Annotated in this window: 24 protein-coding genes and 1 pseudogene; 18 read left to right on the top strand and 7 right to left on the bottom strand. The window is 71.2% G+C overall.

The genetic code is table 11. The annotated features are described in order from the left end of the window. The first annotated feature begins 15 nt into the window (after positions 1-15). The 5 genes from CLV40_RS19600 to CLV40_RS19580 all read left to right on the top strand — a co-directional run bounded on the left by CLV40_RS19600 (position 16) and on the right by CLV40_RS19580 (position 4,574). Entirely contained in the window at positions 16-1,386 is a 1,371-nt protein-coding gene (locus tag CLV40_RS19600; RefSeq protein ID WP_104480402.1) for an aspartate aminotransferase family protein, read from the top strand. Position 1,387: 1 nt separating this feature from the next. Then, entirely contained in the window at positions 1,388-2,629 is a 1,242-nt protein-coding gene (locus CLV40_RS19595; protein ID WP_104480401.1) for an aspartate kinase, read from the top strand. A gap of 111 nt (positions 2,630-2,740) precedes the next feature. Further along, on the top strand, positions 2,741-3,529 hold the full coding sequence (locus CLV40_RS19590; RefSeq protein ID WP_104480400.1) for an MOSC domain-containing protein: 789 nt from the start codon (positions 2,741-2,743) through the stop codon (positions 3,527-3,529). A 100-nt stretch (positions 3,530-3,629) separates the two neighbouring features. Continuing rightward, positions 3,630-4,016: a hypothetical protein gene (locus CLV40_RS19585; protein WP_104480399.1), complete on the top strand. Its 387-nt coding sequence runs from the start codon at positions 3,630-3,632 to the stop codon at positions 4,014-4,016. Between the two features lie 6 nt (positions 4,017-4,022). Then, positions 4,023-4,574 carry a DUF3558 domain-containing protein gene (locus CLV40_RS19580; protein WP_181043598.1) on the top strand — a complete coding sequence of 184 codons (552 nt, stop codon included), beginning with the start codon at positions 4,023-4,025 and terminating at the stop codon, positions 4,572-4,574. Here the strand turns inward: CLV40_RS19580 and CLV40_RS19575 are convergent. Next, complete coding sequence (locus CLV40_RS19575; protein WP_104480397.1) at positions 4,571-6,931, bottom strand: Hsp70 family protein; 2,361 nt, start codon at positions 6,929-6,931, stop codon at positions 4,571-4,573. The two genes, CLV40_RS19580 and CLV40_RS19575, sit on opposite strands and share 4 nt — an antisense overlap. A gap of 119 nt (positions 6,932-7,050) precedes the next feature. Here CLV40_RS19575 and CLV40_RS19570 point away from each other — a divergent pair, with 119 nt between their 5' ends. From CLV40_RS19570 to CLV40_RS19535, 8 genes are all read left to right on the top strand, one after another. Continuing rightward, a complete protein-coding gene (locus CLV40_RS19570) occupies positions 7,051-7,671 on the top strand; it encodes an L-threonylcarbamoyladenylate synthase (protein ID WP_104480396.1) in 621 nt (206 codons plus the stop codon). A 133-nt stretch (positions 7,672-7,804) separates the two neighbouring features. Further along, positions 7,805-8,632 (top strand): hypothetical protein, encoded by an 828-nt coding sequence (locus CLV40_RS19565; protein ID WP_104480395.1) that lies wholly within the window; start codon positions 7,805-7,807, stop codon positions 8,630-8,632. A gap of 815 nt (positions 8,633-9,447) precedes the next feature. Then, positions 9,448-10,206: a Calx-beta domain-containing protein gene (locus CLV40_RS19555; protein ID WP_146108110.1), complete on the top strand. Its 759-nt coding sequence runs from the start codon at positions 9,448-9,450 to the stop codon at positions 10,204-10,206. 844 nt (positions 10,207-11,050) lie between these two features. Next, the gene (locus tag CLV40_RS38120; protein WP_181043597.1) at positions 11,051-11,206 is read left to right on the top strand and encodes a hypothetical protein; all 156 of its coding nucleotides are present in this window, start codon (positions 11,051-11,053) and stop codon (positions 11,204-11,206) included. After that, positions 11,203-11,574 (top strand): hypothetical protein, encoded by a 372-nt coding sequence (locus tag CLV40_RS19550; protein ID WP_181043596.1) that lies wholly within the window; start codon positions 11,203-11,205, stop codon positions 11,572-11,574. Before CLV40_RS38120 ends, CLV40_RS19550 begins: the two co-directional genes overlap by 4 nt. Positions 11,575-11,858: 284 nt before the next feature. After that, complete coding sequence (locus CLV40_RS19545; RefSeq protein ID WP_104480392.1) at positions 11,859-12,191, top strand: PadR family transcriptional regulator; 333 nt, start codon at positions 11,859-11,861, stop codon at positions 12,189-12,191. Continuing rightward, a complete protein-coding gene (locus CLV40_RS19540) occupies positions 12,188-13,033 on the top strand; it encodes a hypothetical protein (protein WP_104480391.1) in 846 nt (281 codons plus the stop codon). Before CLV40_RS19545 ends, CLV40_RS19540 begins: the two co-directional genes overlap by 4 nt. A gap of 9 nt (positions 13,034-13,042) precedes the next feature. Next, positions 13,043-13,999: an NAD(P)-dependent alcohol dehydrogenase gene (locus tag CLV40_RS19535; RefSeq protein ID WP_104480390.1), complete on the top strand. Its 957-nt coding sequence runs from the start codon at positions 13,043-13,045 to the stop codon at positions 13,997-13,999. On the opposite strand, the gene CLV40_RS19530 is transcribed toward CLV40_RS19535, so the two are convergent. Beyond that, a complete protein-coding gene (locus tag CLV40_RS19530) occupies positions 13,989-16,985 on the bottom strand; it encodes an AfsR/SARP family transcriptional regulator (protein ID WP_245931398.1) in 2,997 nt (998 codons plus the stop codon). The two genes, CLV40_RS19535 and CLV40_RS19530, sit on opposite strands and share 11 nt — an antisense overlap. Before the next feature lie 190 nt (positions 16,986-17,175). Here CLV40_RS19530 and CLV40_RS19525 point away from each other — a divergent pair, with 190 nt between their 5' ends. Then, positions 17,176-18,795 carry a vWA domain-containing protein gene (locus CLV40_RS19525; protein ID WP_104480389.1) on the top strand — a complete coding sequence of 540 codons (1,620 nt, stop codon included), beginning with the start codon at positions 17,176-17,178 and terminating at the stop codon, positions 18,793-18,795. 47 nt (positions 18,796-18,842) lie between these two features. On the opposite strand, the gene CLV40_RS19520 is transcribed toward CLV40_RS19525, so the two are convergent. Then, entirely contained in the window at positions 18,843-19,307 is a 465-nt protein-coding gene (locus CLV40_RS19520; protein ID WP_104480388.1) for a DUF6328 family protein, read from the bottom strand. 133 nt (positions 19,308-19,440) lie between these two features. Here CLV40_RS19520 and CLV40_RS19515 point away from each other — a divergent pair, with 133 nt between their 5' ends. Beyond that, positions 19,441-19,743: a GNAT family N-acetyltransferase gene (locus CLV40_RS19515; RefSeq protein ID WP_104480387.1), complete on the top strand. Its 303-nt coding sequence runs from the start codon at positions 19,441-19,443 to the stop codon at positions 19,741-19,743. Between the two features lie 80 nt (positions 19,744-19,823). Here the strand turns inward: CLV40_RS19515 and CLV40_RS19510 are convergent, their stop codons facing one another. Beyond that, positions 19,824-20,333 carry a hypothetical protein gene (locus CLV40_RS19510; RefSeq protein WP_104480386.1) on the bottom strand — a complete coding sequence of 170 codons (510 nt, stop codon included), beginning with the start codon at positions 20,331-20,333 and terminating at the stop codon, positions 19,824-19,826. 111 nt (positions 20,334-20,444) lie between these two features. Here CLV40_RS19510 and CLV40_RS40800 point away from each other — a divergent pair. Together CLV40_RS40800 and CLV40_RS19505 are read left to right on the top strand one after the other, a co-directional pair. Then, positions 20,445-20,789: pseudogene (locus CLV40_RS40800) on the top strand (maleylpyruvate isomerase N-terminal domain-containing protein); the annotation flags it as partial. Further along, positions 20,696-21,166: a maleylpyruvate isomerase N-terminal domain-containing protein gene (locus CLV40_RS19505; protein WP_425428239.1), complete on the top strand. Its 471-nt coding sequence runs from the start codon at positions 20,696-20,698 to the stop codon at positions 21,164-21,166. The pseudogene CLV40_RS40800 and the gene CLV40_RS19505, both read left to right, overlap by 94 nt. A 36-nt stretch (positions 21,167-21,202) precedes the next feature. Here the strand turns inward: CLV40_RS19505 and CLV40_RS19500 are convergent, their stop codons facing one another. Then, positions 21,203-22,648 (bottom strand): MFS transporter, encoded by a 1,446-nt coding sequence (locus CLV40_RS19500; RefSeq protein ID WP_104480385.1) that lies wholly within the window; start codon positions 22,646-22,648, stop codon positions 21,203-21,205. Positions 22,649-22,729: 81 nt separating this feature from the next. Here CLV40_RS19500 and CLV40_RS19495 point away from each other — a divergent pair, with 81 nt between their 5' ends. Beyond that, on the top strand, positions 22,730-23,482 hold the full coding sequence (locus CLV40_RS19495) for a TetR/AcrR family transcriptional regulator (RefSeq protein WP_104480384.1): 753 nt from the start codon (positions 22,730-22,732) through the stop codon (positions 23,480-23,482). On the opposite strand, the gene CLV40_RS19490 is transcribed toward CLV40_RS19495, so the two are convergent. Next, positions 23,479-24,432 carry an LLM class F420-dependent oxidoreductase gene (locus CLV40_RS19490; protein WP_104480383.1) on the bottom strand — a complete coding sequence of 318 codons (954 nt, stop codon included), beginning with the start codon at positions 24,430-24,432 and terminating at the stop codon, positions 23,479-23,481. The genes CLV40_RS19495 and CLV40_RS19490 overlap by 4 nt on opposite strands. 42 nt (positions 24,433-24,474) lie before the next feature. Further along, on the bottom strand, positions 24,475-25,269 hold the full coding sequence (locus CLV40_RS19485; RefSeq protein ID WP_104480382.1) for a class I SAM-dependent methyltransferase: 795 nt from the start codon (positions 25,267-25,269) through the stop codon (positions 24,475-24,477). Positions 25,270-25,295 lie beyond the last annotated feature (26 nt).

Raw genomic sequence — 25,295 nt, 5'->3', positions numbered from 1 at the left:
ACCAGGAGTGAGCGAATGACCGACCTCATCGTGGCGATGAGCCTGCCGCACGTCGACGGCGCGCTACCGGGCGCGCGTTCGGCGCGGTACCTGGCCCGCCAGGAGCAGACCGAATCCAACGCCCGCAGCTACCCACGCGGTCTGCCGATCGCGATCGAGCGCGGCCAGGGCAGCTTCGTGCGCGACGTGGACGGCAACGTCTTCATCGACTTCCTCGCGGGCGCGGGTGTGCTTTCCCTGGGGCACAACCACCCCGAGCTGGTCGCGGCCATGGTCGACCAACTCGGCGTGCTCACCCACGGCCTCGACTTCCCCACCCCGGCCAAGGCGGCCTTCGTGGAGGCGCAGCTGGCGATGCTGCCGCCCACCATGCGGGAACGCACCAAGATCCACTTCTGCGGTCCGACCGGGGCCAACGCGGTCGACGCCGCGATCAAGCTGTGCAAGACCGCCACCGGCCGCGGCGACGTCGTCTCCTTCCAGGGCGGCTTCCACGGCGCCACCGCCACCGCGATGGCGCTGACCGGCCTCGTCGCGCAGAAGAGCCCGGTGGCCAACGGCCTGCCGGGCGTGCACTTCTTCCCCTACTCGTCCTGCACCCGCTGCCCGCTCGGGCTGCGCCCGGACACCTGCGCCACCAACTGCGTCGAGTACCTGGAACGGTCCCTGCGCGACCCCAACGGCGGCTTGCCGCTGCCCGCCGCGGTCATCCTCGAACTGGTGCAGGGCGAGGGCGGCGTCATCCCCGCGCGGCCGGAGTTCGTCCGCCGGGTCCGTGCGCTGACCGCGGAACTCGACATCCCGCTGATCGTCGACGAGGTGCAAACCGGTTGCGGGCGGACCGGAACCTGGTTCGCGTTCGAGCAGTACGGCATCGAACCGGACGTCGTCGTCGCGTCCAAGGCGCTCAGCGGCGTCGGCGCGCCGGTCGCGGTCATCCTGTACGACCGCAAGCTCGACGCGTGGAAACCCGGTTCGCACACGGGGACCTTCCGCGGCAACCAGCTCGCGTTCGCCGCGGGCGTCGAGGCGGTCCGCGTCATCGAGCGCGACGACGTGCTGGGCAACGTCCGCCGACGCGGCGAGCAGGTCTCCAAGCGGCTCGCGGAAATCGCGTGGCACCCGGCCGTGCGCGACATCCGGGGCCTCGGCCTGATGTGGGGCATCGAACTCACCGACGCGCCAGACGGCACACCCGCGCCGGAACTCGCCGCCAAGGTACGGGATTCGGTGCTGCACGAGGGATTGATCCTCGAACTCGGCGGCCGCGACGACCGCGTCGTGCGGCTGCTGCCGCCGCTCAACGTCACCGCCGAGGTCGTGGACATGGCGTGCGACATCCTGATCGGCGTCCTCGGTCGGCTCGGACTGGGGGAGCGGGGTTGACATGGCACTCGTCGTGCAGAAGTACGGTGGCTCCTCGATCGGTTCGGCCGAGCGCATCACCGAGGTGGCCCGGCGGGTGATCGCGACGAAGGAGGCCGGGCACGACGTGGTCGTCGTCGCGTCCGCCATGGGCGACACGACCGACGAACTGCTCGACCTGGCCGCCCGGGTGTCCCGCACCCCCGGTTCGCCGCGCGAGATGGACATGCTGCTCACCTCCGGCGAGCGGATCTCCAACGCGCTGCTGGCCATCGCGCTGACCGACCTCGGGCACCCGGCGACGTCGCTGTCCGGCCCGCAGGCAGGCGTGTTCACCACGGGCGACCACGGCAGCGCGCGCATCGTCGACGTGCTGCCCACACGGGTGCGGCAGGAACTGGACCGCGGCCGGATCGTGCTGGTCGCGGGCTTCCAGGGGCTGTGCAAGGACACCGACGACGTGACGACCCTGGGCCGCGGCGGGTCCGACACCACCGCGGTCGCCATCGCGGGCGCCCTGCGCGCCGACGTCTGCGAGATCTACACCGACGTCGACGGCGTGTGCACCGCGGACCCGCGGGTCGTGCCGACCGCGCGGCTGCTGCCCCGCGTCGGCTACGCGGAGATGCTGGAACTGGCCGCCAACGGGGCCAGGGTGCTCATGACACGCTCGGTCGAGTACGCGCGGCGCCACGGCGTCACGCTGCACGTGCGGTCCTCGTTCACCGATGAGCCGGGGACGATCGTGGCCGAGCCCGCCGGAGAGGTTGTGGAGAGGGACATGGAGAAGGAAACCGTCACCGCCATCGCCCACGACCGCTCGAGCGCGCTGGTCACGGTCGCCGGGGTGGCCGACGACCCGGCGCTGGTCGCCCGCGTCTTCCGGGTGCTGGCCGGTACGGGCGTCGAGGTGGACATGCCCGCCTTAGGGGCTGCCCTTTCGTTCACCGTCCCGCGCTCGTCGGCGGTGGCGACCGCGGAGCTGCTGGAAGCCGAGCTGGGCCTGAAATCGGTGTCGGTCGACGTGGGCATCGGCAAGATTTCCCTGGTGGGGTCGGGCATCCGCGCCGCCACCGGTGCGTTCTGGGAGACCTTCGCCGCGCTGGAGGTGGAGATCACCCAGGTCGCCACGTCCGAACTGCGCCTGTCCGCGCTGTGCCGGGAGAGCGAGCTGGACCGGGCCGTGCGGGCGCTGCACGAGGTTTTCGAGCTCGGTGGCGCGGACCAGGCGGTGGTGTACGCGGGGAGCGGTCGGGGGTGGTGATGTAACACCGGCGTCGCGCGGGGCGACGTCGTGAGTGCGGCCCCGGCCAAGTCTTCTGACAGCCCCCCGATCAGCCTTGACGGGGCCGCACTCCCCGGTAGCGTCGGTGCCGTGATCACAGTTGCCGGATTGCACGCGTACCCGGTCAAGGGCTGTGCCGGGACGGCCTTGGCGGAGTCCGCGGTGGGCCCGGCGGGCCTGGCGCACGACCGGGCGTTCATGGTCGTGGACGCGTCGGGTGTGTCCCGGTCGCAGCGCCGAGACCCTCGGTTGGCCGTGATCCACCCCGAGGCCACGGCGGACAAACTGGTCCTGCGCGCCCATTCGCACGGCGAGATCACCGTGCCCGTCGACCTGCTGTCTCCTCCGCGCCCGGTAACGATGTTCGGAGACCCCTACCGCGCCATAGACCAAGGCGACGACGCGGCGGCTTGGTTCACCGACGTCCTGGGATCCCCAAGCCGCTTGGTGCGCGTACCGTTGGACCACGACCGGGTCGCCACGGGAGAAACCCCGGGTACTTCCGGTTTCGCCGACAGCAGCGCGATCCACCTGCTGTCACTGGAGTCTTACGACGACCTCCGCACCCGCTTGCCCGCTGTGCCCCTCGATCGCTTCCGTCCCAACATAGTCATCACGGGCGTTTTCCCTTATGCCGAGGACTCGTTGCGCACTTGCCGAATCGGTGATGTCGCCCTGGGGTACACGAAGCCCGCGATCCGTTGTGCCGTGACGGTGGTCAACCAGCGCACCGGAACTCGTGAGGGCCCGGAACCACTCCGCACCCTCGCCACCTACCGCCGGACCCCGGACGGCATCGCCTTCGGCACGAAGTACGCGGTGACCACCCCGGGCACTATCGCGGTGGGGGACGAACTCAAGCCCCTGACCTGGGCCTAACCCACCCGATGTGACTTCTCCACCAAGCCCGGGATTCCCCCGTTGCGGTGACGGCAACATTGCTACCGTACCCCCGACTCACCCCTTCGGCGGAGGCCCCATGCGAGACTCAGACGGCGGCGGAGGCTCCCTCTCCGCGGCATCGGTGGACAGCTTCCTGTCCACCGCCAACCAAGGCGGCTTCGCCGTCAACGCCCGTGGCGGCGAGGCCCTGCGACAGGCCATCCGCAACATGGTCGCGTGGATTGATAGCCAGAGGTTCGAGTTCGAGAAGCTTCAGCAGGTGCCCAAGCTGGGCAGCTCGAACAACGCCGAGATCATGAAGCCGTTCATGCAACAGGTGGCTGGTGACGCGAACGGCTTTGTCACAAGGGTCTTGGAGCTGCGCGAGTCGCTGATCAAGGCGGATGAGGCCATCCAGGCCGCCATGGCGAACTATGCTGAGGTCGAGCAGACCAACGCCAGTCTCAACTCGGAAGGTCGTTAGATCCCGGTGAAGCGTTCACGCTGGTGGGCCCAAGCAGCAGTGTCGGTTGCCTTTCTCGCGGGGTGTACGACGACCACGGGTGGGCAAGCCAACACCGAGGGGTCATCCACGCCTCCGACCAGCGGCGGAGCCGACAAGACCACCACTGGCCCATCGGAATCGAACACGTCCGCTCTCAAGCCGTGTGGATGGCTTGCGGAATCCGACCTGCGGACGTTCGGTACATCCGAGAAGCCGAAGCAGAAGGAGACGAAGAGCTATACCTCCTGCGAGTGGAGGGTGTCGAAGGAGCGTCTAGCCGACAGCTTCACAATCGGTATCACCTACTACAAGGAGCGCGGAGTCGAAGAGTTGGTCGCTGAGGGCGAGCGGACTCCGGTGCGGATCGGAAGGCACGAGGGTGTTCAGGCGTTGGGCACCAACAAGGTGGGGTGCATTGTCTCGCTCGGGATCACGCAGACCTCGCGCGTGGATGTGCTGATCGTGGGCACTGGTACGAGTGAGCTCTGTCCTCAGGCCAAGACCGTGGCCGAGTTGGTCGAGCCGAGCCTGCCCTAGCCGGGGAGGCGGACCAGGGCCGTGGGGGTGGTTCGGTCGTCGCCGGGTGGGGGTTTCGGGGTGTGCAGGGCGTAGCCCTGGCCGAGGGGTTCCAGCCAGCCCGGGGCGGTGGTGACCTTCTCCACGCGGTCGCCGTCGACCAGGAGGACCTGGGAGGCGTTTTCGCTGGTTCTGGTGGCCAGCCAGATCCGGTCGCCGTCCACGCGGATTCTGGGGGATTCCGTGGGGACGACCGAGGCGAGGTTTCCCAACAGGCCCGGGAAAGTGCCCAACACGCGCGGGCGGGTTTCGTCGTATAGGTGCAGGGACAGGCCGCGGTTCGGGATCAGGGAGTCTTGTACCAGGCCGTACAGGTGGGTCGCGGTGGCTATCCAGCGGGCGGTGCCTGCCGGTGGGCGTTCCACGAACAAGCGGCGGTCTGTTCCCTCGAACGTTTCTAAGCCCAGGTTGGTGGCCAGGAACCAATTGTCCTTGTAAAGCAGTTGGTGCGCCCACAATCCCGTGGTGTCCTGTTGTTCGGCGACCACGGACAACTCGCCGGTGGCGTCGAGCGTGGCCAGGGTTTGGCTCGGCACAATGGCCCGCGACCGCAGTCCGGTCCGGCGGCGGCTGGTGCGGCCCAGGATCAGCGCGCACGAACGGCCGTCCCCCAAGGGGGTGGGTGGTACCGAACTGGGCATGGACGGGTCCAGGAGCCGCCGCCGGGTGCCGTCTTCGTTGATGAACCAGGTGGCGGTCGGGCCCAGGGGAGTGGGCTGGGCCGTCACGGGGGTGAAGGCGGTGGTCGGGCGGACGACGAGGAAGGCGGGGTCGGCCAGTTCGCCCCAGGGGAGGCCGTCGGCGTTGTTCACTGGGCGTGTCGATGTCCCCCGGAGGAACACCCAGCCGGTGCCCGCCTGGGCGATCAGCCACGGATCGTGCGGGGTGAGCAGGTCGACGGTGTTCAGGATGATCAGGTCCGGGCTCAGCGCGTGCACCCGCACCGCCGTGCCGCGTCGCTCGGCGATGAGCACCAAGTGCTCGGCGACGGCCCACCCGACGATCCGGGCCATCGGCAGCTCGCGCTCCACTCGGCCGTTGCCGTCCAGCAGGCGGACCCGGTGGCCACCGCCCTCGCCGACGCCCCACGTGTACAGGACGCCGTTGGCCGCGACGGCCTCGAGCACGCCCGTGGCCAGCACCGGGAACGGTCCGTTCGGTGACGGGATCCGCACCACCTGGGTTTTCTCACCCACACCGGGGTCACTCACTGGGGTGGGTGGGGCGGGTTTGAGTGACCGCTGGGCCCAGCGCGCCGCCCCCAGGGACACCACGGCCTTCGGGTCGTGCACCGTCCGCACCAGGTCGTTGTAGCTGGCCCGCAGCGTCTCCTCCACCAGCCGGATCCGGCTGGCGCCACCCGTCAGGAACACCCCGCGCAGCTGCTCCGGCGACCGCCCGCTCTCCGCCAGGCTCTTGGCCAGCAGCGCCGTCGTGCGCGCCACGTCGTCGGCGATCAGCGCCTCGAACTCCGGACGGGTGATGCGCACGTCCGCGTCCGCGCCGACCACGTACTGCCCGGCGTCGTCGTGCTCGGACAGCGACTCCTTGGCCAGCCGGGCGTCGGTCAGCAGGTCGGTCGCCGCGGCCAGCCACCGCCGGTCACCGCTCGTGCTCACCTGCTCCCACCACTGGGGGTTCAACGCGCTCAGCTGCTCCCCGAAGTGGTGAAACACCCGCTCGTCGAACGTCTCGCCACTGATCTCGGGGTCACCCGCCGGTGCGCCCACCACGGTGAACCCGGACTCGGTGAACGACAGCACCGCCGTGTCGAAGGTCCCGCCGCCCAGGTCGTACACCGCGACGCTGTCCTGCCCATCACCCGATCGTGGGTGGCCGTAGGTGGCCCCGTAGTGCACGGCCGCGGCGACCGGCTCGGCCACCAGCTCGACCGGCACCCCCGGCAGCACCAGCTCCGCGACCTCGCCGAGTACCGTGCGCTGGGCCTCCGACCACGCGACCGGGTGGGTGAGCACCAGTACCGACGGGGCGGACCCGTCGAACCGGGCGCGCGCGGCGTCGACGTACTGCCCCAGCAGCGCCCCCAGCGCCTGCTGCGCGGTGATCAGCTCGCCGCCGAGCACCATGGGTCGCCTGCCGACGTACCGCTTCGGGTTGCGCTCCGCACGATCGGGTGAACGGCCGACCATGCGCTGCGCCACGCCACCCGCGAGGAGCTTGCCCGAGCCGTCGAGCAGCACCGTCGAGGGGATGCGGCGCTCACCGGCGACCTCGAGCACCTCGACCCGGTCGGCGGTGGCGACCGCCCCGGACGTGAAGCTCGTGCCGAGGTCGACCCCCAGACTCCACCGTGTCACGTCACTCCCCGCTGCCGACTTGTCACCCGGTTGTTCACCCGTTCGTGTCCATACTCAGGATCGCTCCTGCCTGGACAGTGTTTCCCGGCGGGGTGGGCGCGGCTCCGTAGACTCCCGCCATGGCGAAGTACTTCGACGTGCACCCGGACAACCCGCAGCGGCGCTCGATCCTGCAGGTGGTGGACCTGGTGCGGGATGGCGGACTGATCGCCTACCCCACCGATTCCTGCTACGCGCTCGGCTGCGCGCTGGGCAATCGCGACGGCATCGACCGGATCCGGCAGATCCGCGGTCTGGATGATCGGCATCACTTCACCCTGATGTGTCAGGATTTCGCTCAATTGGGCCAGTTCGTGCATCTTGGCAACGCGGTGTTCCGTGCGGTCAAATCGGCGACGCCGGGTAGTTACACGTTCATCCTTCCTGCCACGAAGGAGGTGCCCCGCAGGCTACTGCACCCGAAGAAGCGCACGGTGGGTGTTCGCATCCCCGATCACACCGTCACCCAGGCGCTGCTCGCTGAACTGGGCGAACCGCTGTTGTCCAGTACGTTGCTGCTGCCCGGCGAGAACGAGCCGATGGTGTCCGGTTGGGAGATCAAAGAGGCCCTCGACCACGTGGTCGACGCGGTCATCGACTCCGGGGAATGCGGCACGGTGCCGACCACGGTGATCGACTTCTCGGAGGACGAACCGGAGATCGTGCGGCGCGGCGCGGGCGACACGGCGCGATTTGAGTAGTCCTCACCACTAACTGCGGGGAAGCGGCCAAATCGGTTGCACGGTGTGTCTATCGCCACGATCGTTGTATAACGAGCGGATTACGCTACTGTCTGCTCCCGTGTCGGATCATCTACCTTCACCCGATCAGGGGATGCGAGAGCTGCCGAAGTTCCCGCCGCGCCCGGCCGAACCGGCCCCCGCGCCTGCCGTGATCGTGAGCACGCTCCCGGACGAGTTGCCCTGGAGCGCCAAGGCGCCGAGGGGGGCCGTCGAGGCCCCGTTCGAGCCGCCGTTCCAGCCGTTCGCCGTCACCCAGGTGATAGAGCCCCCCGTCGAGCCCGAGCCCGCCCCCGCCGCGCGCCCCCGCGCGCGCCTGCTGGCGCTCGTCCTCGCGAAAGCCCGGCCGCGGTGGTTGCTGCCCGCAGCCGGTGCGGTGGTCGCCGCGGTGGTGGCGGGGCTGGTCCTGGTGCTCACCTCCGGTGACGAACAGCCACCACCGCCCGCGCCCGTCCCCGTGCAGGGTGAGTTCCTGTTCCAGCGGATGGGTGAGACCGTCGAGCCGCTGCGGGACAGCGACTGCGCGGCGCACGCGTACGGCAAGGTCAAGCAGTTCCTGGTGGAGAACCAGTGCAGGCAGTTGTCGCGCGCCGTCTTCATCACCCCGATGGATGACGGTCGAACGGTGTACACCAGCGTCAGCGTGGTGCGCATGCCGGACCGGGCCGCCGCCGAGAAACTGGAACTGCTCGTCCGCTCGGACGACACGGGCAGCGTCAACGACCTCCTGCGCGAGAAACGCGTGGTGGTCCCCGGCCTGGCCCGCCTGAGCCGGGGCGGCTTCTCGGCCATGTCACTCGATCGGGACGTCATCATCGCCGAGTCGGACACGGCCAGCCCGGACCCCGACCCGGAGATCCACAAGCAGGAGATGAAGCGCATCAGCGTCGACGCCCTGCGGCTGGGCAAGGACTTCAACTAGGTGGTTCGCGGCTCCGCCCGGGTAGGTCGGGCGGAGCCGCGAACGATCCTCGAGTGTCACTTTCGCATAACTTTTGTCGAACTACCCACAATCCACTATCGAGATAGGGGTGGGTTGGCTTCGGTGCTCGGTGCTCGGTGCTCGGTGCTCGGTGCTCGGTGCTCGGTGCTCGGTGCTCGGTGCTCGGTGCTCGGTGGCCCCGCTCTTGATCTTGGTCGCGCCCGGATCCGCCCTCGTGCGGTTGTCCACATCCCCGCCGCTCATCCACAGGAAATCGCGGCCCCTTCCCAGCAGTCTTCGCGCCGATAGACTGGAGCAGGGCTGTCCCCCCGGAGGAGGGCGGGGGCTGTCCTGGGTCTGGGCGGGGTGGTTAAACAGTTGCTGACCAGGCGGGCGCTGCTTCGGCTGGCTGCCGCCGACCGTGGTCCGCACCCGAATGGCTCGCTGCCGGGGTGTCGGGTGCTCGTGCCGCAACCGTTCGCGCGGCACTCCGCTGCGGCACAGCCCGCTAAGCCTCGGCCGTTGGTGCCGTGCCTGCTCCCATCGTTCCCGTAGCAGCTCGTGGCGCCACAACGCGCGCGCATGGGGGGCTTCTGGCACGGCGCCCGTGTTGCCGGCCGGTCTCCTCGTGGCGAGGTCGTTCGATGGGCGCGGCTTGTTCGCGGTCCGGTGAACATTCCGGGACGTCCACCGCCGCCTCGACGTCACGGCTGGTCGGCCCCGTGAACGGGTCCGCCGGTGGCGGCGCCACAACCGATCCACAACCGGGGTGCGCTACCCAGTCCCAGGGCGGCTACACGAAAGGGATCGAGTCCATGAGGGCAATGGTGCTCGCCGCGGCGGTGGTGGTCGCGGCCTTGCCGGTGGTACCGGCGTACGCGAGCGGTTCGGGCTGCGCGCCCGCGAGTGTGGCGGTGGGTGACTACCGCCAGTACGAGGGCACCGGCGCCGGGACGACCACGTTCAGCTTCTCGGTCTCCGTCACCGCCCCACCCGGGTGCGCGGCCAGCGGGTCGGTCGACTACACGACCGATCCCGGCACCGCCACCCCCGGCGTCGACTACACGCCGACCTCGGGCACCCTGACCTGGAACGGCACGACGGACACCAAGACCGTCTCGGTCACCATCGCCCGTGACGCGGCACCGGAGTACGAGGAGACCTTCGCGGTCCGCCTGCACTCGCCGCAGGGGTTGGTGATCGCGGACAACCTGGGCGTCGGCCAGATCATCGACGACGACCGGCCCCCGCTGGACACGTCCCTCGACGGCGGCAAGATCTGCTGGCGCTCCCAGGGCACCGCCGAGATCGGCCTGCACACGTCGGCCCCGGCCCGCGCGCCGATCACCATCCACTACCGCACCATCCAGGTGGGCGACGGCAAACCGGGCTACTACCCCGTGCGCGACGGCGTCGTCACCATCCCCGTCGGTGAGACCCGGGGCGTGGCGAAGGTCCGCCTGTTCACCGACGAGCAGCTGCCGGACGAGCAGTTCGTGCTGGAGATCTTCAACCCGTCGGCGGGCACCATCGGCCTGTCGAAAGTCCCGGTGACGGTGAGGTCGCGAGGCTGACCGCAGGGGGATCGAGTCGGGGGACCTGCCTGGGCGGGCAGGTCCCCCGACGTTCGTCCAACCCCGGACCGGGTCAAGGCGGGCGCGGGCTTCTTCATCGTCCAAGACCGCCGAGTCCGCGTTGCGCTCCAGGGTCTTCAAGCACGGGCGGGCCAGTCGAACAGGCCCACCACCGTCCAGGGTTTCGGCACGATCGCCCGCCTGACCAGGAAACTGCCACGTTTCGGGGCTTGGTCATCGCGCCACTTGCCCGCACCGGTCCCATGGCGGTTGACCCGCAAGGCCGACGGCAGGGAACCAACCCGGGCGCCACCACTCCGCGGTGGCCCACCGGCCAGTGCCGAGGGCGCCGGCGCGGCACCCTCGGCGATCATCGCCCGGTCCCGCGCGTCCGGGGCTCCCGCCTCGTGCCAACCCCATCGGCGTCCGGATCGGGTGTAGTCCATCCACCCCACTCCGCCGCTGATCTGCGGCTTTGTCACATCGGGGTTATCCACACAGCCGGGATTGTTGGTCGCCGGGGGCCGGTATGGCTATGTCGCACGCGTGATCCGGGCGGCGCCGACCGGTGGCACCGAGGCACCACTGACGGGGACACGGCCACCGATCGGTAGGTCTTGTCGTGACGCGGGTGGCGGCCGTTGATGCCGGAGAGCCGTGTGAGCGTGTCGTCGCGGTTCCAGCGGACCAGGATCTTGGCACCCGCACCGCTGGCCCCGACCAGCACACCGCGCTCGGTGGCGGCCCGGACGATGTCGCCGCCGAGGGTCGGTAGGAGCACGGGTGTGCCGTCGCGTGACCAGCGCGTGGCCCGCGAGGCCTCGGCCGCCAGTGCGCAGCCGCCGTGCACGACGCCGATCCGGCGGGGAAGCGGCTGCCCGACAGCGGACCAATGCCGCGGGCGTCGTTCGACAAGCTCGCCCGGTACGGAACCCCGCTGGTCGTAGTCGACCGGCTGGTCACGACCGGCCCTCTCGTGGCCTACCTGGCCTGGCCATGAGCCGCATCGCCGACCCTGCCCAGGCCGCGCGAAAGACCGACGCTCGGGATGCGTTCACCATCGCCGACGACCCCGCCGGCGAGGTGACCCGGGCCGGCAACCGCATCCGCGGGCTGCTCGCCGGCATTCATCCCGCCGTCGAAAACGCGATCGGACCCGAGGTCAGCCACCCGGCGGCGCTGGACACCCGCTCCCGCTGCGGCAGGCCGACATCGCGAAGCGGGCTGCCGTCGACTCACCGCGATCGCGAGGGTCCGCGCGCCTTGCGTGGACGAGCGGCTGGTCGAGGCGATCGTGACCGCCCTGGGGCAGACAGACCACTGCCGTCCCGGGAACCGCGGCCGCGGACACCGTCCGACCGCGACTGAACCGTTGTCCAGCAACGCAAACACGCCGCTGAGTAGACCGAGGGGATACCCGACGCGCCCCCTTGTCGGGGTCCTGACCTCGACGCCCGGTATCCCCGCATCCTGCTCGGCGCCGCCTCCGCCCTTCAGGTCCTCCAGGTATCGCCCCGCCGGTCGCGGCTCCGGAACCGCGAGCAGCCGCGGCCGTGCCGAGAAGGTGCGGCTGGAGCCTGTGGCTGAGAGGTTCTCCAAGGTTGGGCAGATGGCAGTGGCAATAATGTGTGGCACACACTATTGTGTGTTGTGTGGATGAGGAGCTGTTGGCCACGCACCTGCAGGAGTTGCGGCGGGGGACCGTGGTGCTGGCCTGTCTGCTGGTGCTCCGGGAGGCCAACTACGGGTACGCGCTGCTTGAGGTGTTGGAGCGGCGGGGGTTCGCGGTCGACGCGAACACGCTCTACCCGTTGTTGCGGCGGTTGGAGAAGCAGGGGTTGTTGGTCAGCGAGTGGAACACCGATGAGTCCCGGCCGCGGAAGTTCTATCGGACGTCCGAGGCGGGTGGGGTCATGGCGGGGGAGTTGGCGCGGGACTGGGTCGGGCTCGACCTGGCCTTTCGCGGGTTGAAGGGGGAGCTGTGAGCGCACTGGTCGACCGGTACGTCGAGGCCGTCGTGACCCGGGTGCCCAAGGGGCAGCGGGTGGACATCGAGCGCGAGTTGCGGGCTTCGATAGCCGACGCGGTGGAGATGCGGGTGGAGGGAGGGGAAGGTGGGGGCGAGGTCGAGGTGTTGACCGAGTTCGGTGACCCCGTTCGCCTGGCCGCGGGCTACGCCGATCGGCCGTTGCGGCTCATCGGGCCCGAGGTCTACCTCGACTACACGCGGTTGTTGACCGCGTTGGTGGTGACCGTGGTCCCCGGGGTCGCGGTGGCCGTGGGTCTGATGCGGGCGTTGAGCGACAAGACTTTCGTGGTGGAGTCACTTACGGCCGCGTTGCACACGACTGTCCATATCGGATTCTGGACTACCCTTGTGTTCGCGCTCATCAGTTGCAAGCCGCGGTCGTGGGCGCCCGAGAAACTGCCTGCCAAGCCGACCCGTCGGGCGCGCTACACCGAGTTGGTCACCCAGACGGCCATCACCGTCTGGTTCGTCGCCTTCCTCCTGTACGCGAGGGAATGGCTCGACCCCCGCTTCAACTCCGTCCTCTACCTGTTCATGGCCCTGGTCATCGCCACTCTCGGGTTCTCCTTCGCCGCCCACTACGCCCGCTGGAGCATCCCCCTCGCGGTGGCGCGGGCGGCCACGGAAGTCGCCTGCTCGACGATCCTGCTCTGGTTGGCCTCGACCGACCACGTCGTCAAAGCCGGGGTCTGGGAACCGGACCTGGTCAACGCGGTCCACACCGGACTGACGATCCTCGCCTGCGTCTCCTACCTGCACACCGTCATCGAGGGCGTCAAGGCCGCCCAGCAACGCTAAGGACCAACGATGAAAGCCATCGTCCACCACACCTACGGCACCCCCGACGTCCTCAGATACGCCGACGTCGACCAACCCGACACCGGGCCCGACGACGTCCTCGTCGAGGTCCGCGCCGCCTCCCTCAACTTCGCCGACCGGGCCGTGCTCAGCGGCATCCCCCGGATCGGGCGACTCGCTTTCGGCTTGACCAAGCCAAAGCACACCATCCTCGGCCGCGACATCGCGGGCACCGTTGTGCGGACAGGCGCGGGTGTGACCGCGTTCGAGGAAGGGGACGAGGTGTTGGGGGAGATGGAGCAGCGCGGCTTCGCCGAGTACGTCGCCGCCCCTGCCGCCCACCTCGTCCGCAAACCCAGGGGCATCACGTTCGAGCAAGCCGCAACGTTGCCGGTCGCGGGCACCACCGCCTACCAGGCCGTCGAGATGGCCCAAGCCGGCAAGGGTGGACACATCCTGGTCAACGGCGCGTCCGGCGGTGTCGGCACGTTCGCCGTGCAACTCGCCAAGATCAAGGGCGCGGAGGTCACGGCGGTGTGCAGCGCGCGCAACGTCGACCACGCCAGAAGCATCGGTGCCGACCACGTCATCGACTACCGCAAGGAAGACTTCACCGAGGCGACAACGCGCTACGACGCGGTCGTCGACGTGGCGGGTGGTCACCGCGTCACCGCGATCCGCCGGGTCCTGACCCGCGACGGCGTCTACGTCAGCACGACCGGCGAAGGCGGGCCGACCCTCGGCCCGGTCCCCAGGCTCCTCAAAACCCTCACCGCAAACCCTTTCGTCCCCCAGAAACTCAGGATCTTGTCGTCCAAACGCGACAACGCGATCCTCGGAACCCTCGCAACCCTGGTGGCGGAGGGAAAGCTCACCCCGGTCATCAGCAGGCTCCACCCCCTGTCCGACACGGCCGACGCCATGCGGGAACGGCACGCGGGCGGCAAGACGGTCCTCACGGTGTGAGCCGCGCCGACAGCTCCTCCGCCTCCGTCGTCGCGTTGGCCTGGCTGTAGAGGGACCGGGCGCGGGACCAGTGCCGGGTGGCGGTGGTCGAGTCGCCCGCGCGGGACTCGAGGTCCCCCAGGTCGCGGTGCAGGTGCGCCAACTCGTAGTCGTCCGGCACCGCCGTGCGGATCGACAGGCTGCGCTCCAGGTTCTCCCGCGCCGCCGCCAGGTCGCCCGCCGCCAGGTACGCGCGGCCCAGCTGGTTCAACGCCGACGACTCGCCGTGCCGGTCGCCCACCTCGCGGCTCAGGTCCAGGGCCGCGCTGAAGTGCGCCACCGCCGCGCGCACGTCGCCCGAGTCGAGGTGGGCGCGGCCGGTGTCCAGCAACGACTCCCACTCCAGCCAGCGGTCGCCGATGGCGCGGCTGACCTCCACCGCCTCCCGCAGGTGCGCCAGCGCCGCGCCGTGGTCGCCGCGCTGCAACCACGCCTCGCCCAGGGTGTCCAGGGTCGCGGCCTCCAAGCGGGCGTTGCCCAGGCCGCGGAAGGTGGCGAGGGCGTCGGTCAGCGGGGTCAGGCTCTCCTCCGCCCGGCCCATCCGGACGAAGGTGTGCCCGAGGTTGCGCTGCGACAACGCGCGGCCCAGGTCGCTGCCCGCCTCCGCGCACCGCGCCACGGCCAGCCGGTGCGCGGCGATCGCCTCGTCGAAGCGGCGCAACTCCGCGTACGCGTTGGCGATGTTGTTGTGCACGTGGCCCTCGCCCGCGAGATCTCCGGCCGCGCGCACCGTTTTCAACGCGCGCTGGTTGGTTTCCAGCGCCTCCTTCAACCGCCGCGTCATGAAGTACGCGACGCCCAGCGCCCGCAACATCTCCGCCTCGGCCACGGGATCGCCCAGCGCCGTGGCCGCCGCCGCGCCCTGGCGGCACAGCTCGACCCGGTCGTGCCAGTGCCCGGTCGCGTCGTAGAAGCTGGTCAGCAGGTACGTCAGCTGCCACGCCGAGTCGAGCCTGCCCAACTCGCGCGCGCACTGCGCCACCGCCCGCAGGTTCGCCCGCTCCGCGTCGAGGAAGGCGAGCGCGCCGTGGCGGTCGTCGAACGGGACCCGGCAGCGGGGGTGCCGCAGCGACGGCGTCACCAGGTCCCGGTTGGGATCGATCACCTTGTTCGCCTCGTCGGCGACCACCAGGTACCAGTCGACCAGCCGGGACAGGGCGATCGCCCGCTCTTCGCGCTCCACCCGACCGGCGGCGAACTCCCGCACCAGGTCGTGGAAGCGGTACCGGTCCCGCTCGGTCTCGGTGACCAGGTGCGCGGCGGCCAGCGCCGACAGCGACTCCCGCGCCCGCTCCGGCGGCACCCCGCACAGCGTCGCGCCCAGCCACGCGCTCACCGACGTGCCCGGCGCCAGCCCCAGCAGCCGGAACACCCGCGCCCGCCCCGGTTCCAGCGGCTCGTACGCGCTGGCGAACACCGCCCGCACCGTCCGCGAGTCGCCCTCCACCGCCAGCGTGTCCAACCGACCCGCGCCGACGAGTTCCGCCGCCGACTCCGCCACCGTCCGACCGGGTAAGGACACCAGCCGCGCCGCCGCCAGCCGCAGCGCAAGCGGCATCCCGCCGCACAGCCGCCCCAGCCGGGCCGACGCGCCCGGCTCCCGCGCGACCCGGTCCGCGCCGAGCACCCTGGTCAGCAGTTCGAGGGACTCCGCGTGGCCGAGGCTGTCGAGGGCCACGGGGTGCACGGCGTGCCGGGTCCCCAGCGCGGCCAGCGTCTGCCTGCTCGTCACGACCAGCAGCGTCCGACCGTTGCCCGGCACCAGCGGCAGCACCTGCTCGACGTCGCCCGCGTTGTCCGCCAGCACCAGGCAGCGCCTGCCGTGCAGCAGCGACCGGTACAGCGCGGCGCGTTCCGGCAGCTCGGCGGGCATCCGCTCATCCGGCACGTCCAGTGCCCGCAGCACGTGCGCGAGCGCGTCCGACGCCGACAACGCGCGCCCGGAGTCGTGGCCGCCGAGGTCGAGGAACAGCTGCCCGTCGGGGAAGCGGTCGGCGGCCCGGTGCGCCCACTGGACGGCGAACGCGGTCTTGCCCATCCCCGCCGCCGCCGAGATCACCACGACCGGCCGCTCGTCGGACGGGTCCGCCAGCATCGCGTCCAGCGCGGCCGACTCCGCGACCCGGCCGGTGAAGTGCCCGACCCGCGCGGGCAGCTGCGCGGGCCCGCGCACCGCCGGTCGCGGGTCCAGGCTCGGGTCGCGCCGCAGGATCGACGTGTGCAGCGCCAGCAGCTCCGGGCCCGGGTCGACGCCGAACTCGTCGGTCAGCCGGGTGCGCAACGCGCGGAACACCGCGAGCGCTTCGGTGTGCTGGCCGCAGCGGTGCAGGGCCAGCATGTACAGGCCCGCCAACCGCTCCCGCGTCGGGTGCGCGGAGACCAGGCGCGGCAGTTCCCGGACGGCGTCGGCGTGCCGGTCGAGGCGCAGTTCGGCGTCCCAGAGGTCCTCCAGCGCGGCCAGCCGCTGCTCGTGCAGGGTCTCGACCTCGCCGCAGCCCCAGCCCTCGAGCGCCGCGTCGGCGAACGCGTCGCCCCGCCACAACCCGAGCGCGGCCCGCAGCTGCTGGGCGGCCCGGTCGGCCTCGTCGCGGGCCAGGTGCTCGCGGGCGGCGCGGACCTGCCGGTCGAACAGCAGCGCGTCGACCGACTCGGGTTCGACGGCCAGCAGGTAGCCGGGTTCGCGGGTGCGCAGGACGGTCGGGAAACCGCAGGCGGCGAGGGCCTGGCGGATGCGGGCGACGTGGCTGTGCAGCGTCTTCACGGCGGTGCGCGGCGGGTTCTCGCCCCACAGCACGTCGATCAACCGGGACGCGGGCAACACCGTGCCCGCGTGCAGGGCCAGCACCCCCAGCACCGCGCGCTGGCGGGTGCCGTGCACCAACGCGCGCCCGGCCGGGCCGACGGCCTCGACCGGTCCCAGCACGCGCAGCTCGCCGGGTCCGCTCACCCCCAGCTCCTTCCGCGCAGCTCGGTAAAGGGAGCGTAACGACCCGACTGCGGTGCGCAAACACCCAACCGGCTGAGCCGCGTGCGGCCAAACCCCCAACTTCGGTTGCGTTCCGCGACAACCATGCCACAACCGGTCGCCGACACGCTTCGGGTCACACCCTGTACGCCCCTCCGGCGAGGAGATCACCATGTTCCACCGCAGTGTCCCAGCCCGCCGCAGAGCCCTCGTGGCCGCGGCGTCCGCGCTGGTGGCGGCCGTCCTACCCGCCATCCCGGCCGCCGCGGCGCCCGCCGTCGTGCCGGTCGCGCAGCCGCCCGCAGCAGGCCCGTGCGGTCCATTGGACGTCACGTTCGTCATCGACGACACCGGCAGCATGGGTGGCGCGATCGCCAACATCAAGGCGGGCATCAACACGATCATCGGCGACGTGTCGACGCTGTCCGGCGGCGACTTCAAGCTCGGTCTGGTGACCTTCAAGGACGACGTGAAGGTCCTCAACGACCTGGCCGCGGGCAACCAGGCGGCGGTGACCGCCGGGGTCAACGGCCTTGTCGCGGGCGGTGGCGGCGGCGGCCCCGAGGCCTCCGACGAGGCGCTGAACACCGCGGTCAACAACCTGCCCGCCGCGGGCCGCCCGCAGACCGGCAACTTCTCCGGCGTGTGGCGCAGCAACGCGACCAAGATGATCATCCTGGTGACCGACGCGCTGCCCGGCGGCTTCGACGACACGCACACCGCGGTCGACGTCGCCAACGCGCACACCCGGGCGCTGCAGGCGCAGAACAACATCAAGATCAACAGCGTCTACGTGCCCACCGGCGGCGTGTCCGCCCCGGTCGTGACGATCATGCAGGACTACGCCACCACCACCGGCGGCGTCTACACCCAGACCGCGGCCAACGGCTCCAACACCGCGACCACCATCCAGCAGAGCCTGCGCAACTGCCGCCGCACGGACGTGTTCGTCCGCGACCACGCCGCGGACACCGGAGTCGAGCCGCACGGCCTGAACCCGATCTGGACCAGCCCGGACATCACCGTCTGCCCGTCGCCCGCCCCGTGCGCGGGCACGAACCCGGTGGTCGGCGGCACGAGCTACATCCACGTCAAACTCAACAACCCCGGCCCCAACGGCGCGGGCACCGCGACCGGTGACCTCAAGCTGTACTACACCGCGCAGGGCGGTGCGGCGATCTGGCCGACGCACTGGACGCACATCAACACCGCGACGAACGTGACCGTGCCCGCCGGGACGACCAACGTGGTGATCCCGTGGAACGGCGTGCCGGGCCCGGGGCACTTCTGCCTGCTGGCGCGGTGGGTGTCGGCGACCGACCCGATGACCTTCGCCGAGGGCCCGAACACGCTGACCAACACCCGGAACAACAACAACATCGCGTGGCGCAACGTCGACACCGTGCGGGTCAAGCCCGGCACGCCGACCACCCGGCCGTTCACCCTGGCCAACCCGAACCCGCGCGCGCTGACCAACCTGGTCTTCACCGCGCCCGAGGGCCCGTTCGCGGGCAAGGTGACCATCGACCTGGGCCGTGAACTGGCGGCGCGGTGGAAGCAGTCGGGCGGCAAGGCCGAGGGCATCCGGCAGGTCGGCGAGACCGCGTTCGAGATCGTCGACGGCAAGCGGGCGGTGCTCGCGGGCCTGGCCATCGACCCGAAGGAGCGGTTCGAGACCAAGATCGACTTCACCGCGACGGCCGACCAGGCGCGGGCGGTCGTGTGGGTCAACCAGACCGATGAGAAGGGCGAGGACCTCGGTGGCGTCGAGTTCCGCCTGACCACCGAGTGAGTCGCAGGGGGTAAGGGGACGGCCCGGTCACTCGACCGGGCCGTCCGCTATTCGCGTTCCCGTAGTGGGACGGCGAACCAGAGCGCGGCGATGAACAGACCGCACACCCCGGCAACTACGAACGCCGCCCACCCGCCGATGACCATCTCGGCGAGCAGCAGCACCGCGGCGGTGAAGGCCAGGGACAGGCAGACCAGACCGGCGATCGTGGTCCGCGTGGCGAGGTGCATGATCTCCTGCCGCTTGCCCCGGCGGAACAGGATCCGGTGCCAGGCGGCGGGGGCGGTGAGCAGGCCGACGGACGCCACGGCGAACAGCACAGCGACGAGGTGGGTGCCGCGCTCGAAGGCGTTGGCGTCGCGGACGTAGACCTCGGTGAACGCGATGGAGAGCAGGAAGCCGAACAGGATCTGCACGCCCGCCTGGGCGACGCGCAGCTCCTGGAGCAGTTCGCCGAGGTTGCGGTCCAGCCGCTCCTTGGGGGTCTCTTCCGCGTCGGACGTGGTGCGCACCGGGGGCTCCTTTACCTGCCGTGTCTGTTCGGGAGGTTCCTCCGGACACGAAGGTGGAAACCGCTCGGATTTCCTTACCCCGAGTGATGGCCGGCGCCGGCTAGGCTGGCGGTGACACCAGGAGGAGGTCGCCATGGCGGTGGAGGTCACCGACGTCGCGGAGCGGCACCGGTTCGAGGCCACGGTGGACGGCCGGTTCGCCGGGTACGCCGAGTACATCCGGAGCCACACGGTGGTGGTCTACCCGCACACCGAGGTCGACTCGTCGTTCGAAGGCCACGGCGTCGGTGGGGCGCTGGCCCGCGCGGCGCTGGACGACGCTCGGGAGCGGGGGCTGCCGGTCCTCGCGACCTGTCCGTTCATCGCCGCCTGGATGCGTCGGCACCCGGAGTACCTGGAGTTGGCCTACCAGAACCGCAGCCAGGTGACCGACTGACGCGGTGCCCGGCTGCGCGGTCGTGAGTCTTGGTGTTCGAGGTTGATTGTGGTCGACCCGGGGCGGTGGTCGCGGGTCGGTCAGGGGCGCTCGAAATCGGTGAGGGCGCGGCGGAGGTAGTCGTCCAGGGGGATGGTTCGCGACGGGTCCACCTCGACCTCCACCGGCGCCGGGTACGGCTCCCAGGACGTGATCATCGTGCGGGTCACCGTGCCGTCGGCGCGCAGGGCGGCGTTCTCGCCGCGCGCCACGGGGGAGTAGACCGGCCGCACGGTCGCCTGACCCATGCTGATCACCACCCCGTTGCCCAGGTTCCACCCCCGCACCTCGCCCGGCTCCGCCAGCACCCGGTGCCGGACCTTGGCGCCCTCGGTGGTCTCCCGGTGGTCCCCCCGGGACAGCTTCTCCGTGCGCTCCACGGGCAGCGGTTCGGGCAGGAAGCCTTCGGCGAAGGCGGCGGCGGGGAAGTCGCGCACGGCCTGCGCGAGGCGGTCCAGGTCGGCCTGGTCCACCAGCTTGCGCCGCTCCGCGTCCCGGGCCAGCCACCGGGGCCAGGCCTGCGGGTCGGGCAGCGTGTCCGGGTCGATCACAGAGTGATCGTACGGCCGACGCCATGGTCCATTGGTGTGACCTCCGTCCGAGGTTCGCAACTGATTGTCACTCGCTGAAACGCGCGGGCGGCAGCGCCTAGGGTTGGCGCCGTGGACACCACCGCGGTCTGGAACGAGCACAACCGCCGCCTCACCGACCTCATCCGCGACGCCGACCCGACCCGCGAGGTCCCCACCTGCCCCGGCTGGACCCTGCGCGACCTCGCCGAGCACGTCGGTCGGGGCGACCGCTGGGCCGCGCGCGTGGTGGAAACCGGTGTCTTCACCCGCCCCGACGACACCCCCGGCCTACCCGCCCCCGACTGGTCCGAGGTGCCGGATTGGCTCGCGCAGGGACCACCGTGCTCTTCGACGCGGTGGCCGCGGTCGGCGCGGACACCCCGCGCGCGGGGTTCGCCGGGCCGCTCCTGGCGGGCTGGTGGCTGCGCCGCCGCCTCTACGAGACCGTCGTGCACCACGCCGACGCGGCCATCGCCTTGGGCGCCCCTTACGCGCTCGACCCGGAGGTCGCCGCCGACGGCATCTCCGAGTGGCTCTCGCTGGGGGTCGCGCTTCCCCTGGGGGAGTCCCCGCTCGCCGGGGACGACACCCTCCACCTGCACGTCACCGAGGACCTGGGCGACCGGGGCGAGTGGATCGTCCGGCCCGGCGTCGAGTGGGCACACGGCCACGCGAAGGCCACCACCGCCGTGGTCGGCACGGCGGTGGACCTGTTCCTCGTCCTCATGCGCCGCCTCGCCCCGGACGGTCACGTGGAGGTCTTCGGCGACCGCGCGGTCCTCGACACCTGGTTGTCCCGCACGTCCGTCTGACCGCCGGAGGGCCGCCGAAGCGGCCCTCCACCGGGGTCAGGCCTGGGCGTCCTCCGGGCGGGCCCAGCGGGGGAGCAGGAAGGCCAACGCCGCCGTGGCGACCACCAGACCCGCCGAGACCCACAGCACGACCAGCAGCGCGTCGTTGTGCCGCCCGCCCTCGAAGTACTGGAAGAACACCGTGCCCAGCACCGCGACGCCGGTCGCGGCGCCCAGCTGCTGCACCGCGTTCAGCACCCCCGACGCCGAGCCCACCATCGGCTGGGTCACGCCCGCCAGCACGATGTCGAAGAACGGCGCGAGCAGCAGGCCCATGCCGATGCCGCAGACCGCCAGGCCCGGCGCCAGGTCCCAGCCGGTGACCGGCTCCGCGGACCACGCCACCGTCGCGATCACCACGACCAGCCCCGCGGCCATGACCAGCGCGCCGATCTGCAGCACCGGCCTGCCGAACTTGCGCCCCAGCACCGCCCCCGACAACCCGGCGCCGACCGCGAGCCCCAGCGCCCACGGCGCCTGCGACAACCCGGCCTGCAACGCGGTGAACCCGAGACCCAACTGGACGTACAGGCTCAGGGCCAGCCCGACGCCGGTCATCGCGCTGAAGAAGATCAGGCCGACGACCATGCCGCCGCTGAACGCCCGCGACCGGAACAGCCCCGGCTCCACCAGCGGCGCGCGGCCCGCGCGGCTGCGGCGCACCTGGTGCACGCCGAACGCCACCAGGATCGGCACGGACGCGGCCAGCATCGCGAAGCACCAGCCCGGCCAGCCCAGCTCGCGGCCCTGCACCAGCGGGTAGACCAGCAGCAGCAGACCCGTGCTCGCCAGCAGCATGCCGACCGGGTCCGGCCGCGGCGCGTCCTCCGCCCGCGACTCCGGCAGCACCTTCCAGGCCAGCGCCAAGCAGGCCAGGCCGATCGGCACGTTGATCAGGAACACCGCGCGCCAGCCCGCGTCGCCCGGGTTCCAGCCGATCAGCGCGCCCGCCAGGATCGGTCCGCCGACGGTGGACAGGCCGATGGCGGGCCCGAAGGCGCCGAACGCCGCGCCCAGCTCCTTGGGCGGGAAGATCGATCGGATCAGACCGAAGCCCTGCGGGATCAGCACCGCGCCGAACAGGCCCTGGAGCACCCGGCTGGCGACCAGCATCCCCGGCGACAGCGCCAGCCCGCACAGCGCGGACGTGACGATGAAGCCGATCAGGCCGATCAGGAACATCCGCCGCCGACCGAACAGGTCGCCCAACCGGCCGCCGGTGATCAGCCCCACCGCGAGCGCCAGCGTGTAGCCCGCGGCCACCCACTGGATCATCGTGCTGCCGCCGCCCAGGTGCTGCTGGATCGACGGGGCGGCGATGCTCACCACCGTCGCGTCCAGCAGGTCCATGATCTCGGCGGTCAGCACCGCCACCAGCGCCCACCACCGCCATCGGTAGGCGGTGTCGAGCCCTTCCCCGGCCGTGGTCGTCGTCGCGGTCATCTCAGCTCCCCCTCGAACAGCGTTCGTTAACGAACACTGTTCTACTGGCGAACACCGTTCGTGTCAACTAGGGTGACCGATATGACCGCAGCCGAGAGCGACCCGGACCCAGCGCGGCTCGAACCCCCGTGGTGGACCCCCCGCAAGAGCGGCGCGCGGCGCTCGCTGAGCCGGGAGACGATCGTGGCCGCGGCGGTGCGGATCCTGCGCGCGGAGGGCGTCGACGGGGTGAGCATGCGCCGCGTCGCCGCCGAACTGGGCACCGGACCGGCCTCGCTCTACGCGCACGTGGCGAACAAGGACGAGCTGCTGGAACTGCTCTTCGACGAGGTCGTCGGCGAGGTCCCGCTGCCGGAACCGGACCCGGCGCGCTGGCGGGAGCAGATCACCAGGCTGTGGACCGACGGGCACGAGGCGCTCAGCCGCAACGGCGACATCGCCCGCGTCATCCTCGGCCGCGTGCCGATGGGCCCGAACGCCATGCGGATGTCCGAGTTCACCCTGACGCTCCTGCGCGGCGCGGGCATCCCGGACCAGGCGGCGGCCTGGGCGATCGACGTGGTCGGCATGTACGTCAGCGCGAGCGCCATCGAGAACGCCGTGACCGTCGACCTGGCCCGCGAAGGCCGTGACCCGGAGCAGTACTACGGCATGGTCTGCCGCTTCTTCGCGAGCCTGCCCCCCGAGGAGTTCCCCGCCACGACGTCCCTGGGGGACGCGCTCGGCAGGGGCAGCAGGGAGGAGCGGTTCGCCTTCGGCCTGGACGTGATCCTCCGGGGGCTGGCGGCGCTGGTCCCGGCCGATCGGGCCGACCGGCCGGGGGAGCGCCCCTAGAGCCGCGGGGCCACCTGCTCGGCGATCAGGTCCAGGTGGTCGAGGTCATCGGTGTCGAGCACCTGCAGGTAGACCCGGCTGATGTCCGTGCGCTCGCGCCAGGTGCCGAGGCGGTCCACGACCTCGGCGGGCGTGCCCGCGAGCCCGTTGGCGCGCAGCTCGTCGACCTCGCGGCCGATGCGCGCCGCCCGGCGCCCGATCTCCGCGTCGTCCCGGCCGACGCAGACCACCAGCGCCGCCGAGCGGATGATCTCCGACGGGTCGCGGCCGATCTCCGCGCACGCCGCGCTGACCCTGGCGAACTGCTCCGCCGCCGCGTCCAGCGGGACGAACGGGACGTTGAACTCGTCGGCGAAGCGGGCCGCCAGGCGCGGGGTCCGGGTGCGGCCCCCACCACCGATCAGGATCGGCGGGCCGGGGCGCTGGGTCGGCTTGGGCAGCGCGGGCGAACTCACCAGCCGGTAGTGCTCCCCGTCGAAGGAGAACTTCTCGCCGTCCGGGGTCGACCAGAGGCCGGTGATGACCTCCAGCTGCTCGGCGAACCGGTCGAAGCGCTCACCGAGGCTCGGGAACGGGATGCCGTAGGCCGTGTGCTCCTCGGCGTACCAGCCGGTGCCCAGCCCGAACTCGACCCGGCCACCCGACATCTGGTCGACCTGGGCCACCGAGATCGCCAGCGGACCCGGGTGCCGGAAGGTGGCCGCCGTCATCAGCGTGCCCAGCCGGATCGTGGTGGTCTCCCTGGCCAGACCCGCCAGGGTGGTCCACGCGTCGGTGGGACCGGGCAGACCGGTCGACGAGCCCATGCTCAGGTAGTGGTCGGACCGGAAGAACGCGTCGTAGCCGGTCTCCTCCGCGTGGCGGGCCACGCGCAGGAGGTCGTCGTAGGTGGCGCCCTGCTGCGGCTCGGTGAAGATCCGCAGGCGGAGGGCGCTCGGCTCGGTGCTCACCCGACGGAGGCTAGTGCAGGGGGGTGACGGCTGCCCGGCCCATCACCGGCGCGCGCCGGTCAGGATGGTGACTTCCACGTACTCGGTGAACGGGGCGAACGGGTCGAGCACCGCGCGCAGCCGTGCGTCGAAGTCCGGGCGGTCGGCGGGTGCGGGCAGGAGCTGGTGGGGCAGCGCCGAGTACACGCCGCCGATGATCTCGTCGGCGGTCGGGTGGGCCGCGTAGCCGACGACCTGTAGGCCGATCGCGTACCCGGCGGCGCGGAGGTCGTCGCGGACCCGGCGCTGGCTGTCGGGGTCGGTGCCGCAGGTGTCGATCAGCGGTTTGCCGAGCCAGGCGGACAGGTGTCCGCGCAGCGCGCGCGACCAGTCGCTGTCCTGCTGCCACAACGGCACGCCGTTGGTGACGACGGCGACGCCGCCGCCCGGTCGCAGCAGCGGGTGCGCGGTGGCGAACAGCCTGGTGCGGTCCATCCAGTGCAGGGCCTGACCGACGGTGATCGCGCCCAACGGCCGCAGCAGCGCCGCCAACCCCGACAATTCCGCGTCGGAACCCAGCAACCAGCCGACGTTCGCCGGGTTCTCCTCGACCGCGCGAGCGCGGACCAGCATGTCCGGTTCCGGGTCGACGCCCAGCACGCTGCCGACCCGCGGTGCCAGCGGTCGGGTCAACTGACCTGTGCCGCAGCCGAGGTCGACCACCGCGTCGAGCGGGGTGAGGTCGAAGGCCGCCACGACGACGTCGACCACCCGGTCCGGGTAACCGCGCCGGAACCGGTGGTAGAAGTCCGGTACCTCGCCGCCGAAACCCGGGTCCCGCTCCGCTGTCGCCGTCATGGGACCATGCTGCCCGCTCGCGACCC

The sequence above is a fragment of the Actinokineospora auranticolor genome (genome assembly GCF_002934265.1).
GTDB classification, from domain to species: Bacteria; Actinomycetota; Actinomycetes; order Mycobacteriales; family Pseudonocardiaceae; genus Actinokineospora; species Actinokineospora auranticolor.
Note: the sequence above shows the minus strand (reverse complement) of the source record. Positions and strands in the feature narration are given on the sequence as shown.